This is a genomic window from Cysteiniphilum sp. 19S12-1 (assembly GCF_052030685.1).
Taxonomy (GTDB): domain Bacteria; phylum Pseudomonadota; class Gammaproteobacteria; order Francisellales; family Francisellaceae; genus Caedibacter.
In genome coordinates this window covers 1-17,087 of record NZ_JBQAJM010000028.1, presented here as the reverse complement: position 1 = coordinate 17,087, position 17,087 = coordinate 1, and the positions used below count along the sequence as shown (strand labels likewise).

Genomic DNA, 17,087 nt, shown 5'->3' with positions numbered 1-17,087 from the left:
ACTACTGATAACTAATATCCAAAACTTTTTAGCTTTTCAACTTTTTAACCTTTAGATTTTCAGGCTATGACCGTATTCCTACCCACTTTAATTGTGTAAGCGTTGGCTGAGCGTAAGTCGAAGCCTCTATGAAGTGTTATTGCCCACTTCGACGGATACTCAGTGCATCGCTTCGACTTACGCTCAGGGTACGGTGAGCACTTGTGGGTGAATATTTAGTCTTAGCCAATTTTCGTAATAAAATTTTTCAACAATTGCTCACCCACCTTACCTGATTTCTCTGGATGAAACTGCATACCGTAGAAATTATCTTTGTTTACTACGGCACTAAAGCGGTTGATATAGTCATTATATGCCACAGTAAATGCTGTAGGTTCAGCATAAAAACTGTGCACATAATAAACATAATCATCAGGATTAACCCCAGAAAATAAGGGATTGTTATTGCGTATCTTCTCATCCACCAATAAATGATTCCATCCCATATGCGGGATTAAAGTATCTGTTGACTGAAATTTTTTAACGCTACCGGGTATGATTTTCAAGCAATCGACCATGCCTTCTTCTGAGGATTCATGTAACAGCTGCATTCCTAGACAAATCCCTAATACTGGCTGGGTCAGTGTCGGAATCAGCTGATCTAATTGATGTGACTTTAATGCTTCCATCGCTGTTTTGGCATGCCCAACACCTGGCAAGATCACATAATCGGATGTTTGAATAACCTCATGGTCATGCGTTAATACGACCTTTTGTCGCAAACGTTCAAACGCATATTGGATGGAGGCAAAGTTACTACCACAGCAATCAATAATTGCAATCATAGCACCCCCTTGGTACTTGGCATATCTAATGAGTTCTTTGCCACCGCCTGCTTTAAGACTTTACCTAATGCCTTAAATGACGCCTCGATCATATGATGTGTATTGTGACCTTTAAGTTTAATGTGTAAGGTTGCCTTTAAGCTCTCTGCCAGTGAATAAAAGAAGTGACTCACCAACTCAACCGATAGATTTCCAACTTTATCACGGTTAAAGTCCGCCTCAAATAAACAATAAAACCGTCCACTTAAATCTAAAGCGATCAGAGCACTTGCCTCATCCATCGGTAGTAAGAAACCGTAACGCTGTATCCCCACTTTATCAGCCAAGGCTTGAGATAATGCTTGCCCCAAAGTAATGGCAATATCTTCAACCGTATGATGATCATCAATATGCAAATCTCCTTGCGCTTGAATATCCATGCTAATACCTGAATGCTTTGCCACTTGCTCAAGCATATGATCTAAAAAATGAATACCCGTATGAATGTTAATTTTGCCTGCTTGATCCAAGTTCACTGACACAGTGATGTCAGTTTCTTGTGTTTTACGCGTAATCGTTGCCACTCTTGGCATGTACAGAATATGGTTTTTAATCGTTAGCCAATCGGGAAATTGCTCACTTGCAATTTGAATACCCTTAATACCTAGATTATCTGCCAACTGAAGATCTGTTACTCTGTCACCAATAACATAACTGTGATCACGATTGATACGCTGATCACGCAAATAGGACATTAACAGCCCCATTTTTGGTTTGCGGCAATCGCAATGATCATTATCAAAATGCGGACAAATTAGAATATCTTCAAAGATAATCCCTTGTGACTTAAGCACTCTCAACATCAACTCATGTGGTGCATTAAAATCACACTCTGGAAAAGAAGATGTACCTAGACCATCTTGATTACTAACCATCACGAGTTTAAATCCAGCCCGTTGTAAAGTAATGAGCGCATCAAAAACACCCGGCAGAAAATCAAGCTTGTCGATACGATCAATTTGTTTATCTTCTGGCTCAACAATGATGGTGCCATCTCTATCTATAAATAAATATTTATGCTGTTTCATTACTGGCACCTATCGTCCCCACTTTCATATTATCTAATGCGTTAATAAGACCATTGATTTCCTCAACAGTCCCGATACTAATACGCAACATCGTTTCATCATTAAATACTTTTGCCATTGATCTCACAACAATACCTATCTGACATAGTTGAGTAAATATGTCCGCTTTAAATTGTACTAATAAAAAGTTAGCTTGTGAGGGGTATACTTTATTAACCAAATTTGATGATTGTAGATATTGAAATAAGCGTGTCCGCTCGCTAACTGCCTCAAGCATTTTACTTTTAACTGATGCTAAACGCGTGGATTGCAATGCAGCCAGTGCATTTTGCGCTACCGAAAGTGCGATTGGATAAGGTGCTATCACCTTTTTGATCAAACCAATTAAACGGGCATTGGCAACCACAGAGCCAACTCGTTCTGCTGCCAAACCATGCGCTTTGGATAAGGTTCTAAGAACAACTAAATTATCATATTTCTTAATTAAACTTGTCGCACTTTGCATGCCACTAAATTCAATATAAGCCTCATCAACAACAATCATTGTTTTATCGGCTAATGAAAGGCATAAGCTTTCAATATCCTCTCGCGCAATTGAATTTCCGGTAGGATTATTCGGCGAACAAACAAACAGCAACTTAACATTTGGTTTTTTATTTATCTCTTTTAATAAATCATCAATATCTAGTGCAAATTCATTTATGGGGTCAAGTGCATATTCAAAATACTCTACCCCTTGTAAGCGCGCGCTGACCTGATACATACCAAAGGTTGGTTTAAACGCCATAATGGCATCTTGTTGATAGGTGCAAAACAATCGGACTAATAAATCAATGCCTTCATCACTACCGCGTGTTACCAATATTTCATCTTGATCAACTTGGTAAAGCGTTGCTAAAGCACGCACCAATTCGTTTGGTTGTGGTTCAGGATAGCGATTCAACCCTTGTTCAGATAAATCATAAGGCAGTTCATTGGCATTAAGCCAAATATCACCTTCAAGCTTTAACGATCGCGCCGAAGAGTATGCATTAAACTTATATAAATCTTTGCGAATCAATTTCTCAAACATGTCTCCCCCGCTGTATTTTCAAGCGCTTTCAGACGCAGATCAACTGCTAATTTATGTGCTGTCAAACCTTCAATATCTGCCAATTGTACCGCTAAATCACCTATAGATAAGAGCCCTTTTTCATCGACATATTGCACACTCATTGCTTTCATAAAATCAACTGTTGATAAACCACTAAAAGACTTAGCATAACCATAGGTTGGCAATACATGATTTGATCCAGTGACATAATCCCCTAATGCTTCAGCTGCCCATTGCCCGACAAATACCGCGCCAGCATTATGAATTTGAGCAATATGGCTTTCAGGATCTTTCACCTGTAAAATCAAATGCTCAGGCGCGTAGTCATTGGCAAGGGTCAAAGCATCCTCTAAAGTATTAACCACTAAAATCCGACTATGTATGAGCGCTTCTTTGATAATCTCTTGACGCGTTAATCTACTTAATTGTTGGTTAATAACAGCTATTACCTCATTGGCTAACGCACTACTGGTTGTTATCAATATTGACTGGGAATCAGCGCCGTGTTCAGCTTGTGCCAATAAATCTGCCGCAACAAATTGAGCATTCGCCTCAGAATCTGCAATGATCAAGACTTCAGAAGGACCCGCTGGCATATCAATGGCTGCTCCGTCAATATCATCAGCAACGAGCATTTTCGCTTTGGTCACCCAACTGTTACCGGGTCCATAGATCTTATTGACTTTAGTCACTGATTCCGTGCCATACGCCATCGCCGCAATAGCTTGCGCGCCACCTACTTTATAGATGACATCAATACCACATAAGTCAGCGGCGACTAATAATAATGGGTGAATTTTGCCTGCTACATTGACTGGTGTGCAAACATTCACTTGCCTACACCCTGCTACTTTTGCCGGAACGGCTAACATAATGAGTGTTGAGATCAAAGGTGCACTCCCGCCTGGCACATATAAACCAACACTCTCAATAGCACTAAAAACTTTATGACAACACACACCATCCTTGCTATCAACTAGCGTATTTTTAGGCTTATTGATTTCATGATAATTTTTCACTCTGGCAATAATACTTTTGATTAACTCAATGTCTTTATGGCTAACTAGCTCATACGCTTCTTTGATTTCAGCTTTTGCCACAGATAAATCATCAAGTGTCCAATGATCAAAGCGCGCAGTATAGTCAAATAACGCTTGGTCTTTATTGCGTTTTACTTCATTAATAATCGCTTCAACGTGCTTATTTAAGTCATCACTATTGACTTGCGGCGCACGTTTAAGAAGAAGCTGCCAAGTCGATTTATCATCAATATTAATGTGGTAAGTTTTAATCATGATATCCCCTCACGCGAGCATTTTTTCGATTGGCAACACTAAAATCGCACTGGCTCCTGCCTGCTTTAAACGCTCCAACGTATTCCAAAAAACACCTTCTGTTGTCACAATATGCACAGCCACCTTATCCTTAACCCCTGAGATAGGGATAACCGTCTGCCCTTCATGACCTGGCAGAATATCATTAATGGCATTAAGCGATGACTTAGGCGCATGAAACATCACATATTTACTTTCTTTGGCTTGCATCACTCCATTAATCCGGTCGATCAACCGTTGATAAAATGCTTCCAACTCAGGTTCAAGTGTATGACTATTACGAATCAACAATGCCTGTGATTGCATAATTTCAACGACTTCTTTGAGATTATTCTCCTCTAATGTGCGCCCCGTTGACACCAGATCACATATCGCATCAGCCATACCAAGATTAGGTGCAATCTCAACCGAGCCTGAAATATTTAAAATCGATAAATCAAGATTATTCTTGCGTGAAAACTCCATTAAGAGCTCAGGGTATGAGGTCGCAACTTTCATTGCTTTTAGACTATTGATATTGTCATATGCTTTACTACTGGCAATAGCAATCGATAAGCGACAAAACCCAAAGCCAAGTGCTTTGTCTATGGTGATATTATTGCTTTGCTTTTTCTCGTTCAGTGTTAAACAAAACTCATCCAATACATTTTGTCCAATAATACCAACATCGCAAAAGCCATCATTGACTAAAGTTGGGATATCATCATCACGCACAAACAGAAAATCAACCGGCGCATCAATCGCATGACAATAAAGCCCACTTTTTGACAATTGCACTTTGATACCCACTTTCTCAAAAAGCGCCATAGAATCCGTATTAAGACGCCCTTTCTTTTGTACTGCAATGCGTAATCGCTTGTTTTGTTTATCACTCATTCAACTGACCTTTTCACTTTGTTATACATCAAATTATACCCGCCAGTGCCATGGCTAATGCAGCGCGCAATTCTAGCCACGGTTGTCACACTCACACCGGTTTCAGCATAAATCTGACGATAGGATTTATCATTTTTGATCTCCTGAACCGCACGCCAACGATCTGCCATTGCTGAAATCTCGGCAGGTGTGCATAAATCCTCGAAAAGTTTCGCAACCTCCTCACTACTTTCTAGCAATGATAATGCATGAAAAAGCGCATCAATATCAGCTTGCTGAGCCTGTTTGATATTAACCATAAAATACCACCCACACTTCACAACGTATTAATACACTACAACATAATCGTTTATGAAAACAAGCTCAAGAAGTTTTTGGATAAATGTAGAAAAAATGGTGCCGACAAGCAGAATTGAACTGCTGACCTATTGGTTACGAATCAATTGCTCTACCAACTGAGCTATGTCGGCATAACAAACAATGAATAAAAATTACTGGTCATTTTTCTCAACTTTATTAAGTACAATCCCCACAACTATAAAGATTGCACCGATAATTAAGCTTGCGCATCCTAACATTCCTGTGACAACAGACTCACTGAGATCATAAAGACTATGCACTGGTGGGAATCAACTAAAGGCACCAATAATCAGCACAATACTTAATACAACTAATATAATGCCTATGATTAGACAACCAACAATAGACCCTGATTGCTTACAACACTTCATTACTATTCTCCTTGTTTTGATATATGCGAACCTGCACAAGTAAGAATAGTTATTTTTTTAGAAAATGCGAGAAAGAAAATTTAGCTATAAACTAATGGCACTATATCAGTCTGATAAAATCGATTGTCACGCATCCATGCTCGCAATGACAACCTCTGACTTGTCATCCTGAGCCAGGATGGCGTGAGGATCGAATGCGAAGCTGCCATGGATGGTTAATGACACTCATAAAGGTAACGCAATTACACTATACACTTGCTAACGCAATTTCAATCATTTTAGTAAATGAGTTTTGGCGTTCTTGACTACTTGTAACCTCCTTTGTCACCAAGGAATCAGAAACCGTTAAAAGACAAGCTGCTTTTTTACCATAGGCTTTAGCATTTGCAAAAATTGCCACAGTCTCCATCTCAACTGCTTTACAACCATGCTCAGCATGCAGCTTGATATAATCATCAAAGTTTTTGCGATAAAAGACATCGGTACAGTGCACCTTTGCTTGCGTTACAGGCAGCTTTAACTTTTCTGCTGTTTTCGCAATATGTGCTGTTAATTCACCATCTGGACGTACTACTCTTGTTTTTTCATCGGTTACAATTTCAATATAGTCAGATTCACAATAGCTGTCGGTAACTAATAGCACATCATATACCTTAATCTCAGGCACATACGAGCCACACGAACCGATACGAATAATCTGATCCACATCATAGTTATTAAACAATTCTGCGGTATATATCCCCGCACTTGGGATCCCCATACCATGCGCCATAATCGTTAATTTCTTGCCTTTATAAGTCCCAGTAAACCCGAGCATATTACGCACACTATTGACCTGCTTAACATCCTTAAGATATGTTTCAGCAATCAGCTTAGCGCGCAACGGGTCTCCTGGCATGATGACGGTTTTGGCAAAGTCATCTTTATTTTTTGCTTCAATATGAGGTGTTGGAATCATTTTTTATCCTTTTAAGGTTATTTTCAATGGCTCAAGTTTTTGAAGTCGACAGTGTACTGCTTTTATCGCAAATGAACAAATGAACAAACAAATAAATTGCCCATAATTTCAACCTTGACAGGCATGTCTTTAGTATTTAGCATGCCGACGTCATTTAAACCAAATAAAGCAGGTATTTTTAATGGAAATTTTAAGTGTTGATTATCATGCCGATAACGCGGCAAAGCGCTTTACCGATTCTTTGAAGCAAACAGGCTTTGGGGTATTGGAGACACACCCTATCGATTGGCAGCTTATCGAAGATGTTTATAGCGAATGGCGTGGGTTTATTAACTCAACAGCCGCACACAACTATTATTACGATAAAGCAACCCAAGATGGTTACTTTCCGATGGATATCTCAGAAACTGCCAAAGGTGAAACAGCACGTGACATCAAACACTATTTCCATTTATATTTTCCAAATGGTCGCTATCCTAAAGAAGTCTCTAACAAAGCGCGTGAGCTTTTTGATCAGCTTTTTGAATTGGGGAAAACATTACTCCAGTGGATTGATGATCATATGGATCCTGAAACCTCCAAGAAACTGCATATGCCATTAGTGGAAGCCTTGTCATTTGATCGCACATTGTTTCGTGTGCTGCACTACCCTGCCATCAAAGGGGATGAAGAACCAGGCGCCATTCGTGCTGCGGCTCATGAAGACATCAATCTAATCACCCTTTTACCAGTTGCCTCCTCACCTGGCTTAGAGGTGTACTCACATAAAGAAGATAAATGGTATGAAGTGCCCTGCAAACCGCAATCTATCATTATTAATATCGGTGATATGCTGCAAGAAATGACCAACTTTGAATACATTGCCACCAAGCATCGCGTGGTTAAACCTGAAGGTGAAGCACAAGGCGTTGATCGCATGTCAACCCCTTGCTTTATGCATGCTAAAGCTGATGTTTATTTATCTGAGAAATATAAAACTGCTGATGCTTTTCTGGATGAACGTCTGATGGAGCTTGGCGTTAAGTAAATTTATAACACAGACTTGAACCCTATACGATTATTGGGGTAATAAGCTCATGATGCAACCACCTGAACATCCGCCAAAAATTTATACCCTTTATAACGAATGGATTGAATTAGGTCTTTACCAATCTTATTGCGTAAGCGATAGACATAAACATTAATCGCTTGTAATGATGCATCATCAGCATGACTCTCCAAGGCTTTGTGAATCTGCTCACGCGTGATGATTCGTTCGGCATTAGCACAAAATAGACTTAGCAACTTCACTTCATACTCAGTCAGATTGAGCTTTTTGCTAATATTGTTTTTATCGACCAGATTAAGTGCCGATGGTTCAAAGTACCAGTGATCAAACTGATAGTTTATCTGATCTTCTTGTGTTGATTGAGACAATGCCATTTGTGTCTTTCGACTACGACGTAAGATCGCCTCAATACGCAATAGCAGCTCTTTAGGGTCAAAAGGCTTTGCTAGAAAATCATCTATTCCAAGCTCAAATCCGCGAATAAGGTTAGCTTGGCTATCATGTGCTGTTACCATCAAAATCGGGACTTCTGATTGTTGGCGCACTTTCTGACATAAGCTATGCCCCGTTAGATCAGGTAATTGATAATCCAAAATAATTAAAGTTGGGATTTTCTGACTCAAATACTCAAGCATCGCTTTACCATTATAGGCACTATGAGTCATATAGCCCTTAGACTGCAAAATACTTTCAATCAGTTCACAAATAACCGGTTCATCATCAACAATCAATATTTCGTTTACATCCAGCATCGCACTTGAGATCCATAATTGTTATTCCTTTATTAAGGAGAGTATAGACCGAGGTAAATCAACCGCAAGTGGTATAGTAATGAGGTGATGACATTAGTCCATTATTGGTTATATTATTTACTACACGTTACAGCAACATGCGGTAGAGCGCAGTATTTGAAAGGGTCGCTTTGGCTAAGGTAATATCAAAACTTAACAAAAACACCGTCAAGATGACGCCGAATGAGTTACTCGCATTCTTGGATATCAATGTAAGCAATAATAAGCCTTTAAGCAGAGATGAAAGGTAATACCGTTACCATCACAAACTATTTTTTGTGCTGTGCCGCAGAAATCACAGTTAACAATGAATCAAGAAGAAGTTGCGTTTTAATCTTCCCCCACTCACCCGTGCAGCTTAAGCTGTGCGGGCAATCCCAGAAGTGAAGTGGCACTAGTTGCTGCAACTTATTTATATATAGTTACTTAGCGATGATACAAAGCAATATCCTTTATTCTTACACTACAACCATAACAACCAAGTTGATGACTGATGGAGATATCTGCTCAATAAATAGCAAGACCCATCAGTTTTAGCAGAATTTTGTTGTAAGTTTATTGCAAATAAGGCACATTTCACTACAATGTCTACTCGATTGGCGGATGCCATAAATTTAAAGACAGTTTTATCAATATTAATAAGTAAAAACTTAAGGAAACAAAATGAGCGCAATTCAAGAAAAAGTAAACGCTATCATCGTTGAACAATTAGGTGTTAAGCCTGAAGATGTCAAAGCAGAAGCATCTTTTATCGATGATCTAGGCGCTGACTCTCTTGACACTGTTGAATTGGTAATGGCTTTAGAGGAAGAGTTTGACACTGAGATTCCAGATGAAGAAGCTGAAAAAATCAAGACTGTGCAAGACGTTTATACTTACATCGAAGCACACAACAGCTAATCACTCATTGCTTTTAAAGTAACTGATGAATTTATGAGAAATCAGCATTAGTCGTAAGGTTAATGCTGATTTTTTATTTGTATAACTATACCGCTCGCAAATCATTTTGCGGTGTTTAATATCGAAGAAATTTTTGATACTTTTGAATGGTTTGCGAACGGTATAAAACATTTGGATAATGAAATCATGAAATCAGCAAGACGCGTTGTCGTTACTGGACTTGGTGCATTAAGCCCGCTTGGTAGTGATGTCAAAAGCACATGGGATGCTATTTTAAAAGGGCAAAGTGGCATTGATCAATTACCTGAGTTTGACCTTGTACATGGTCCTTCTATCTCTGAGTTTAAAGTCACTATTGGCGGCACCATTAAAAACTTCGATCCTTTACAACATTTCGACAAGAAAGAAATCAAAAAGTACGATCCATTTATGCAATATGGTCTTGTGGCTGCTGAAGAAGCATGGCAAGACGCCGGTATCACGGTAACCGATGAGAACTGTCGCCGCATCGGTGTATCAATGTCTTCAGGCATTGGTGGACTTGGTGAGCTTGAGGCCACACGTGTTATTATTGACACTAAAGGACCCAAGAGAATGTCGCCTTTTTGTATTCCGGCAACGATTATTAATCTTATCTCTGGCAACTTTTCGATTAAGCACAATCTAAGAGGTCCCAATACCGCAGTCGTTACTGCTTGCACAACGGGCACGCACAATATCGGTATGGCAGCACGTATGATTGCTTATGGTGATGCTGATGTGATGATTGCCGGCGGTGCTGACAAGGCCAACACTGCAATTGGCATCGGTGGATTTGCGGCAGCACGCGCATTATCTGAACGCAATCATGATCCAAAAGGCGCATCACGCCCTTGGGATAAAGATCGTGATGGTTTTGTACTGTCTAATGGTGCCGCTGCTGTTGTGCTAGAGGAATATGAGCATGCTAAAAAGCGAGGTGCCAAAATCTATGGTGAACTGATTGGTTATGCCATGAATGCTGATGCTTTCCACATCACAAGCCCAAGTGGTGAAGGTGGTTATGAGTGTATGCAACTAGCCCTTGAAGACGCTGGTGTTAATGCCGATCAAGTACAATATATCAATGCCCATGGCACATCAACACCGGCAGGTGATGTTAAAGAAAGCCAAGCAGCTGAAAAGCTTATGGGTAATCACGCTAAGAACATTGTCATGAGCTCAACCAAATCAATGACTGGGCACATGTTAGGTGCTGCTGGTGCGATTGAAGCCATCTTCTCATTACTTGCTATTCGTGATCAGGTCGCACCACCGACGATCAATCTTGATAATGTTGATGAGGGTTGCAACTTAGATTATGCAGCCCATCAAGCAAAGCCAATGAAAATCGACATTGCCATGTCCAACTCATTTGGTTTTGGCGGAACTAATGGCACGCTTGTTTTCAAGAAAATCTAAACGCTAGCACAGCAAATGAATGGCACTACCTTTAGGAGAATCACTAACCATCCATGGCAGCTTCGCATTGGATCCTCACACCATCTTGCCTTACGGATGACAAGTCAGAAGGTGTCATTGCGAGCATGGTGGATGCGTGGCAATCCATTTTGTCAGGGATGGTTAATTTAACTTCGTTGCAAAGCCTATATTTACAAGCTACTTCTTGAGATGGTGCCATTAACTTTATATTGAACTTGATTATTATCTGCTATCCTTTACACATCTTTAGACGATGACATGGAAAGTGATTGCAAATGTCCTTAAAGCGTTTAGTTCCTATTATTATTTTAATTATCGGTTTAATTATATTTTTTGCTTTAGGTGGCGAGCATTACTTGTCACTGGAAACTTTGACAATGCATTATCAAACCTTACAAGCATTTACTCAACAACACTATTTATTGAGTGTGTTTATCTTTATGCTCAGCTACATCATCATCGTGGCGTTCTCAATCCCAGGAGCCACGATAATGACGCTGTTAGGCGGATTTCTTTTTGGTGTGTTTTTCGGCAGCATTTGGACGGTCCTTGCTGCTACTATTGGTGCAACAATTACCTACTTAGCAGTACGTATGGCATTTGCTCAAAGCTTGAAAAACAAGGCATCAGGCAGTATTGCCAAAATGCGTGATGGCTTTCAACAAAATGAATTTAACTACTTGCTGTTTTTAAGACTCCTACCCATTTTCCCATTTTTTATAATCAATATTGCCGTTGGTGTCTTAGGTGTTAGCCTACGCCATTTTTTTATAGGCACATTACTAGGTATCATCCCTGGCACCTTTATCTACGCTTGGGTTGGTAGTGGCTTGGGCTTTGCCCTTGAACAAGGACACGCACTTAATCTTAAAGTTATTTTTTCACCGCAAATATTATTACCTATTTGTGCTTTAGCATTGTTATCTTTAGTACCGATTATTTATAGAAAACTTAAAGGCAGCAGTAAGCTAAAAGGCGAACCACACAAGGAGCAATAAGGATGATCGAATCAAGTCTGCGACCATTATTTCAAAGAGTTTTTATTCAGCCACTTATGCATATGGGTGTGCGCCACCTACCTGCTAATGCTATTACCATCGCTTCCTTGATCACAGGCTTCATTAGTGCTTGCTTTTTAAGTGCTGAATTTAACTTCATGGCAGTTTTACTGCTACTGGTTTCAGGTTACCTAGATATCCTTGATGGCTCGGTTGCCCGCATACAAAACAACAGCACACATTTTGGCACCGTGCTTGATATTATCAGTGATCGACTGGTTGAATCATTTATCGTGATCGCCCTTTTTATGCGTGATCCCAATTTAGCCTTTATTTGTTTATTGATGATGATGTCGATGCTTGTCTGTGTCAGCAGCTTTCTATTGGTTGGGATTTTTTCAGAAAAACAATCTGAGAAAAGCTTTTATTATAGCCCAGGGCTGATGGAACGTGCCGAGGCGTTTATCTTTTTTATCGCGATGATCATCTTTAACCAATTTGCCATGATCATTGGTATTGTTTTCACGCTTTTAGTGTTATGGACAACAGGCGTTCGCGTGTATCAATTTTACAAACAAAGCAACGAGAGTAAATAAATTTAATTTATACCACAAATAATGCTAATGCCTCTATTCGTTTCATAGCAAAGTTGTTATCATCTTGCGGGTGAAAATACTACGAAATCTACTCGTTAAATCATAAGGAGAAATAATTCATGTCAAATAGTTCAAATAAAAGTGTACGCGTTACCGTAACCGGAGCTGCTGGCAACATTGGTTATGCCGTCATTTTCAGAATCGCTTCAGGTGAAATGTTTGGTAAGGATGTCAATGTACACCTTAACCTATTGGAGTTAGAGCAAACATTGCCAACATTACAAGGTGTTAAAATGGAGCTTGATGACTGCGCATTCCCATTGCTAAAGAGTGTCACCTGTACCGCGAATGTCAATGAAGCCGTTAAAGATGCGAACTGGGTACTGATGATTGGTGCGGTGCCTCGCAAAGCGGGTATGGAACGCTCTGATTTATTAGGTGTTAATGGTAAGATTTTCAAACCAATGGGTGAAGCGATCAGCAAGCACGCTGCTAAAGATGTCCGCGTTTTAGCCGTTGGTAACCCTTGTAATACGAATGCATTGATTACCATGATGAATGCTGCCAATGTCCCTAATGATCGCTTCTTTGCAATGATTTCACTTGATGAGAATCGCGCGCGTAAGCAACTTGCGATCAAAGCCGGTGTTGATGTTACTGAAGTCAAGAAAATGACTATTTGGGGCAACCACTCAGCAACACAATTCCCTGATTTTGCCCATGCTGAAATCGCTGGCAAACCGGCAACTGATGTCATTACTGATCGCAAATGGTTGGAAGAAGAGTTTATTCCTGCGGTTCAACAACGTGGCGCTGCAGTTATTAAAGCGCGTGGCGCATCTTCTGCAGCTTCTGCAGCGAATGCTGTTATTACCAGTGTTAGAGGTATTATTTTTGACACGCCTGAAGGTGAAACAGTCTCCATTGCCAAAGTATCAAATGGTGAATATGGCGTTGATAAAGGACTTATCTTTGCTATGCCTTGTGTTGTGAAAAATGGTGAAATCAAAGTTGTTGAAGGCATTAAGCAAGATGCATTTGGTCAAAAAGCTTTTGAGAACACACTTGATGAGCTTCGCCACGAGCGCGATATTGTCAAAAAAGCTGGATTAATCTAATTTAACTCAAGCCAGCATCACTTAAGCAATATGCTAAGCCTTATACAGCGTGTTACTCACGCTTCTGTTACCGTCAACAATGATAAAATTGCTCATATCGCCCAAGGTATTATGGCACTTATCTGTATCGAAGAAAAAGATGGACAAAAAGAATATGATAAAATGGCACATAAGCTTTTAAATCAACGCATTTTTGAAGATGATAATGGCAAGCTTAACAAGAGCCTTATTGATATCGATGGTGAGTTGTTAGTTGTGCCGCAATTCACACTGGCTGCTGATACTGATCGCGGATTACGCCCTAGCTTTTCGGCAGCATGCCCACCACAGATTGCCAAAGTAAAATTTGCTGAGTTTCATGCTGAAATCTCGCAAAAATACGCACGCATTCAACAAGGTCAATTTGGTGCTAATATGCAAGTATCACTCACAAATGATGGACCGATTACATTATGGTTAAAGGTATAAAAGCATGACGAAGACAACAAAAACAACAAAAGAACAAACACGCCGTCTATGCATTATTGGTGGTCACGGTGCTATGGGGCAATGCCTAGCTTTTTTTCTTGAGCAACTTGCGCATTATGAAATCACCCTTTTGGGTGAATATGATTGGCAGCATGCAGACACACTTCTTCAAAATCAAGATATGGTGATTATCAGCACACCGATTGCGTTGACTGATGCAATCATCGAAAAAGCTTCTCGTTATATCAGCTCAAAGACCATATTAGCGGACTTAACAAGCGTTAAATCAGCACCAATGACCAAAATGCTCAACGCACATAGTGGCGCTGTTGTTGGACTTCACCCCATTTTTGGACCAAGTGTCACCAGCTCCAACAAGCAAGTGATTGTTTATTGTGATGGTCGCGACCCTCAACATTATCAATGGTTTATTAACGACCTGATCACCCTAGGATTTACACTTAAAAACATGACCGCAAGCGCGCATGACCAAGCAATGACATTTATCCAAGGCATCGAGCATTTCTCGGTATTTTGCATGGGAATGTTCTTAAAGCAACATAATATCCATTTGGAAGAACTAATGGCAATCTCAAGTCCTGTTTATAAAATGGAGCTTAATATTATTGGACGCTTGTTTAGCCAAGATGCCGACTTATACGCCAATATCATTGCGTCAGATAATGATCGATTAAATAGCATTCAAGATTATGCCCAATTGATTTTAAAACAAGTCGAACAATTAAAATCAAGCAATGGAAAACTTGAATTTAGTCAGCAGTTTAATGATGTGAAAGAATGGATGGGCGAATTTGCTGATAAAGCGTATCAAGAAAGTGATCGCTTACTTGGCATCAAACCATTAGCGTAAACAATTGGAGTTAATTTTTTATGAAGAATACAATTCTTGTCATGGGTGCCGGTTCATGGGGCACAGCGCTTGCGTTACAACTAGCACGCGTTGGACATATGGTTTATATACATTCATGGAAAGATACACACAATAAACAGATGATTCATGATAAACATAATCACAACTATTTACCTGATGTTACTTTTCCAACAAACTTAATTGCTGTAAATGATTGGGAAAGTGTTATCCATCAATGTGATGATATTTTAATGGCGACACCGAGCGTTGGTTTTGTGAGCACACTTGAAGCAATCAAGCCTCATTTAAACAGCACACAAGGGGTGATCTCAGCGACAAAAGGATTTTGTCACCATAGCTATCAACTATTAGATCAAATGGCTGAAGACATCCTAAAAGACAATCCCTTTGGTTTAATCACGGGACCCAGTTTTGCCAAAGAAGTTGCCAAAGGCTTACCTACTGCCGTTGTAGCTGCTGCCCAAAACAATGATTATGCTATACATATTCAAATGCTTTTTAATAGTGATAATTTCCGCTGTTATACCTCAATAGATGTTACCGGTGCCGAGATTGGCGGAGCCGTTAAAAACGCACTTGCTATTGCGTGTGGCATCTCAGATGGTCTTGGCTTTGGCGCTAATGCCAGAGCGGGTCTTATTACCCGAGGCCTCAGTGAATTGACCCAATTAGGCATCGCCTTAGGCGGCAAGCTGGAAACATTTTATGGTCTTAGCGGACTTGGCGATCTGTTATTAACTTGCACGGATAATCAATCGCGTAATCGTCGTTTTGGGGTGCTCGTTGGTCAAGGCAAAACAATTAACGAGGCTTGCAATGAAGTAAAACAAGTTGTTGAAGGCATTGCTTCTGCGAATGCTGTATATAAAATCGCACAAAAACATCATGTTTCTATGCCCATCGTTGAAGCCGTTTACAGTATTCTACATAAGGGACAAGATATGCGCACTACGGCAAAAGATTTGCTAACAAGATCGCTGAAGGCTGAAAATTAATAATAGTGAAATATCATTTCACATATACTTAGCAGTAATTTAATTTCTAAGCTGCCTATGCGGCAGTGAACAAGTGCCCGCCAAGCAAATAAGTTAAAACTTTTTTCTAAGCTGCCTATGCGGCAGTGAACATCTGCGTAAGTGCTGCGTGACATTGCTCTCATTTCTAAGCTGCCTATGCGGCAGTGAACTAAAAAGAAAAGGATTGTTTATTGCTTATGACTTTCTAAGCTGCCTATGCGGCAGTGAACATGGTTTTGATGCAGCATCCAATACTGGGTCATTTCTAAGCTGCCTATGCGGCAGTGAACATTGTGATATTGATCGCTTGATTGTGATGAATTTTCTAAGCTGCCTATGCGGCAGTGAACGACGTTAGACAAAGAAACAGTGCAAATGGATATTTCTAAGCTGCCTATGCGGCAGTGAACATAGTGTGCGTTAGCACTAAAGCTCCACCTATTTTCTAAGCTGCCTATGCGGCAGTGAACTCAGAACCACCTAGTTCAAATATGAGATTATCTTTCTAAGTGTTACATCCAACTTTATATGGCTCTTAACTGCTGTTTTTGTCTCGCACTGAATGCGTAGTTTCAGCGCTCCTTATACGCACAAAGCGTGGGATGACCAATACTTTGTATAGTTTCATCATTGTTTACCAGAATGCCTAATATCAGCAAGGTTTTTAAAGAAGGTTGTTTTTAGAACAAGATGAGTAGCTTTGCATGATTAAATTGATTAAAGTGCGTTCACATTTAATCAACGAGTTCCCTGACATGGCTCAAATCATCAAAGACTACTCATCCCTTGAGGATTATACTTACCATGTTCGATACAATCCAGAACTTTTAAAGCCACAAGCCTGCCAAAATTGTGGCTGTCATCATTTTTGGCAAAATGGTTATTATCAACGAAAGATTTCAGGGCGCGATCAACA

At 39.9% G+C, this 17,087-nt stretch carries 19 protein-coding genes, 1 tRNA gene and 1 CRISPR repeat array; of the genes, 11 read left to right on the top strand and 9 right to left on the bottom strand.

Annotated elements, in window-relative coordinates; genetic code table 11:
• Window positions 1-221: 221 nt before the first annotated feature.
• The 8 genes from hisH to deoD all read right to left on the bottom strand — a co-directional run bounded on the left by hisH (window position 222) and on the right by deoD (window position 6,883).
• Window positions 222-824, bottom strand: a complete 603-nt coding sequence (gene hisH, locus ACTS4L_RS09165) for an imidazole glycerol phosphate synthase subunit HisH (protein WP_440616964.1) — start codon at window positions 822-824, stop codon at window positions 222-224.
• Window positions 821-1,891, bottom strand: coding sequence for a bifunctional histidinol-phosphatase/imidazoleglycerol-phosphate dehydratase HisB (hisB, locus tag ACTS4L_RS09160; protein WP_440616963.1), 1,071 nt, complete (start codon window positions 1,889-1,891; stop codon window positions 821-823). Before hisB ends, hisH begins: the two co-directional genes overlap by 4 nt.
• Window positions 1,878-2,963, bottom strand: a complete 1,086-nt coding sequence (gene hisC, locus ACTS4L_RS09155; RefSeq protein ID WP_440616961.1) for a histidinol-phosphate transaminase — start codon at window positions 2,961-2,963, stop codon at window positions 1,878-1,880. The genes hisB and hisC overlap by 14 nt, the downstream gene beginning before the upstream one ends.
• Window positions 2,948-4,279, bottom strand: a complete 1,332-nt coding sequence (gene hisD / locus ACTS4L_RS09150; RefSeq protein WP_440616960.1) for a histidinol dehydrogenase — start codon at window positions 4,277-4,279, stop codon at window positions 2,948-2,950. Before hisD ends, hisC begins: the two co-directional genes overlap by 16 nt.
• A gap of 9 nt (window positions 4,280-4,288) precedes the next feature.
• Entirely contained in the window at window positions 4,289-5,194 is a 906-nt protein-coding gene (gene hisG, locus ACTS4L_RS09145; protein WP_440616959.1) for an ATP phosphoribosyltransferase, read from the bottom strand.
• Window positions 5,191-5,493 (bottom strand): YerC/YecD family TrpR-related protein, encoded by a 303-nt coding sequence (locus tag ACTS4L_RS09140; protein WP_440616958.1) that lies wholly within the window; start codon window positions 5,491-5,493, stop codon window positions 5,191-5,193. Before ACTS4L_RS09140 ends, hisG begins: the two co-directional genes overlap by 4 nt.
• A 95-nt stretch (window positions 5,494-5,588) precedes the next feature.
• Window positions 5,589-5,664 (bottom strand) — tRNA-Thr (locus ACTS4L_RS09135).
• A gap of 508 nt (window positions 5,665-6,172) precedes the next feature.
• The gene (gene deoD, locus ACTS4L_RS09130; protein WP_440616956.1) at window positions 6,173-6,883 is read right to left on the bottom strand and encodes a purine-nucleoside phosphorylase; all 711 of its coding nucleotides are present in this window, start codon (window positions 6,881-6,883) and stop codon (window positions 6,173-6,175) included.
• A 181-nt stretch (window positions 6,884-7,064) separates the two neighbouring features.
• On the opposite strand from deoD, the gene ACTS4L_RS09125 reads away from it, so the two are divergent.
• The gene (locus ACTS4L_RS09125; RefSeq protein WP_440616955.1) at window positions 7,065-7,910 is read left to right on the top strand and encodes a 2OG-Fe(II) oxygenase family protein; all 846 of its coding nucleotides are present in this window, start codon (window positions 7,065-7,067) and stop codon (window positions 7,908-7,910) included.
• A gap of 47 nt (window positions 7,911-7,957) precedes the next feature.
• On the opposite strand, the gene ACTS4L_RS09120 is transcribed toward ACTS4L_RS09125, so the two are convergent.
• On the bottom strand, window positions 7,958-8,683 hold the full coding sequence (locus ACTS4L_RS09120) for a response regulator transcription factor (protein ID WP_440616953.1): 726 nt from the start codon (window positions 8,681-8,683) through the stop codon (window positions 7,958-7,960).
• Window positions 8,684-9,385: 702 nt separating this feature from the next.
• On the opposite strand from ACTS4L_RS09120, the gene acpP reads away from it, so the two are divergent.
• From acpP to ACTS4L_RS09070, 10 genes are all read left to right on the top strand, one after another.
• The gene (gene acpP / locus ACTS4L_RS09115; protein WP_192483915.1) at window positions 9,386-9,622 is read left to right on the top strand and encodes an acyl carrier protein; all 237 of its coding nucleotides are present in this window, start codon (window positions 9,386-9,388) and stop codon (window positions 9,620-9,622) included.
• A 186-nt stretch (window positions 9,623-9,808) separates the two neighbouring features.
• Entirely contained in the window at window positions 9,809-11,062 is a 1,254-nt protein-coding gene (fabF, locus tag ACTS4L_RS09110; protein WP_440616951.1) for a beta-ketoacyl-ACP synthase II, read from the top strand.
• A 53-nt stretch (window positions 11,063-11,115) separates the two neighbouring features.
• The gene (locus ACTS4L_RS09105) at window positions 11,116-11,271 is read left to right on the top strand and encodes a hypothetical protein (protein ID WP_440651958.1); all 156 of its coding nucleotides are present in this window, start codon (window positions 11,116-11,118) and stop codon (window positions 11,269-11,271) included.
• A gap of 87 nt (window positions 11,272-11,358) precedes the next feature.
• Window positions 11,359-12,081 (top strand): TVP38/TMEM64 family protein, encoded by a 723-nt coding sequence (locus ACTS4L_RS09100; protein ID WP_440616950.1) that lies wholly within the window; start codon window positions 11,359-11,361, stop codon window positions 12,079-12,081.
• A gap of 2 nt (window positions 12,082-12,083) precedes the next feature.
• On the top strand, window positions 12,084-12,677 hold the full coding sequence (locus ACTS4L_RS09095) for a CDP-alcohol phosphatidyltransferase family protein (RefSeq protein ID WP_440616949.1): 594 nt from the start codon (window positions 12,084-12,086) through the stop codon (window positions 12,675-12,677).
• 119 nt (window positions 12,678-12,796) lie between these two features.
• Window positions 12,797-13,795 (top strand): malate dehydrogenase, encoded by a 999-nt coding sequence (locus ACTS4L_RS09090; protein WP_440616947.1) that lies wholly within the window; start codon window positions 12,797-12,799, stop codon window positions 13,793-13,795.
• A gap of 30 nt (window positions 13,796-13,825) precedes the next feature.
• The gene (gene dtd, locus ACTS4L_RS09085; protein WP_440616945.1) at window positions 13,826-14,263 is read left to right on the top strand and encodes a D-aminoacyl-tRNA deacylase; all 438 of its coding nucleotides are present in this window, start codon (window positions 13,826-13,828) and stop codon (window positions 14,261-14,263) included.
• Window positions 14,264-14,267: 4 nt separating this feature from the next.
• Window positions 14,268-15,134 carry a bifunctional chorismate mutase/prephenate dehydrogenase gene (gene tyrA / locus ACTS4L_RS09080; protein ID WP_440616943.1) on the top strand — a complete coding sequence of 289 codons (867 nt, stop codon included), beginning with the start codon at window positions 14,268-14,270 and terminating at the stop codon, window positions 15,132-15,134.
• A gap of 20 nt (window positions 15,135-15,154) precedes the next feature.
• Window positions 15,155-16,150: an NAD(P)H-dependent glycerol-3-phosphate dehydrogenase gene (locus ACTS4L_RS09075; protein ID WP_440616942.1), complete on the top strand. Its 996-nt coding sequence runs from the start codon at window positions 15,155-15,157 to the stop codon at window positions 16,148-16,150.
• 43 nt (window positions 16,151-16,193) lie between these two features.
• Window positions 16,194-16,641: a CRISPR direct-repeat array (repeat unit 28 nt; unit sequence TTTCTAAGCTGCCTATGCGGCAGTGAAC).
• A 234-nt stretch (window positions 16,642-16,875) separates the two neighbouring features.
• Window positions 16,876-17,087, top strand: a 212-nt coding sequence (locus tag ACTS4L_RS09070) for a hypothetical protein (protein ID WP_440651956.1), incomplete at its 3' end; no start/stop codon positions are given.

Bases quoted from the DNA above. Each gene is read 5' to 3' on its own strand.
- deoD (WP_440616956.1), bottom strand. From the start codon at position 6,883: ATGATTCCAACACCTCATATTGAAGCAAAAAATAAAGATGACTTTGCC.
- fabF (WP_440616951.1), top strand. From the start codon at position 9,809: ATGAAATCAGCAAGACGCGTTGTCGTTACTGGACTTGGTGCATTAAGC.
- ACTS4L_RS09120 (WP_440616953.1), bottom strand. From the start codon at position 8,683: ATGCTGGATGTAAACGAAATATTGATTGTTGATGATGAACCGGTTATT.
- ACTS4L_RS09090 (WP_440616947.1), top strand. From the start codon at position 12,797: ATGTCAAATAGTTCAAATAAAAGTGTACGCGTTACCGTAACCGGAGCT.
- ACTS4L_RS09105 (WP_440651958.1), top strand. From the start codon at position 11,116: ATGGCAGCTTCGCATTGGATCCTCACACCATCTTGCCTTACGGATGAC.
- tyrA (WP_440616943.1), top strand. From the start codon at position 14,268: ATGACGAAGACAACAAAAACAACAAAAGAACAAACACGCCGTCTATGC.
- hisB (WP_440616963.1), bottom strand. From the start codon at position 1,891: ATGAAACAGCATAAATATTTATTTATAGATAGAGATGGCACCATCATT.
- ACTS4L_RS09095 (WP_440616949.1), top strand. From the start codon at position 12,084: ATGATCGAATCAAGTCTGCGACCATTATTTCAAAGAGTTTTTATTCAG.
- hisG (WP_440616959.1), bottom strand. From the start codon at position 5,194: ATGAGTGATAAACAAAACAAGCGATTACGCATTGCAGTACAAAAGAAA.
- hisH (WP_440616964.1), bottom strand. From the start codon at position 824: ATGATTGCAATTATTGATTGCTGTGGTAGTAACTTTGCCTCCATCCAA.
- ACTS4L_RS09140 (WP_440616958.1), bottom strand. From the start codon at position 5,493: ATGGTTAATATCAAACAGGCTCAGCAAGCTGATATTGATGCGCTTTTT.
- ACTS4L_RS09125 (WP_440616955.1), top strand. From the start codon at position 7,065: ATGGAAATTTTAAGTGTTGATTATCATGCCGATAACGCGGCAAAGCGC.
- acpP (WP_192483915.1), top strand. From the start codon at position 9,386: ATGAGCGCAATTCAAGAAAAAGTAAACGCTATCATCGTTGAACAATTA.
- dtd (WP_440616945.1), top strand. From the start codon at position 13,826: ATGCTAAGCCTTATACAGCGTGTTACTCACGCTTCTGTTACCGTCAAC.
- ACTS4L_RS09075 (WP_440616942.1), top strand. From the start codon at position 15,155: ATGAAGAATACAATTCTTGTCATGGGTGCCGGTTCATGGGGCACAGCG.
- ACTS4L_RS09100 (WP_440616950.1), top strand. From the start codon at position 11,359: ATGTCCTTAAAGCGTTTAGTTCCTATTATTATTTTAATTATCGGTTTA.
- hisC (WP_440616961.1), bottom strand. From the start codon at position 2,963: ATGTTTGAGAAATTGATTCGCAAAGATTTATATAAGTTTAATGCATAC.
- hisD (WP_440616960.1), bottom strand. From the start codon at position 4,279: ATGATTAAAACTTACCACATTAATATTGATGATAAATCGACTTGGCAG.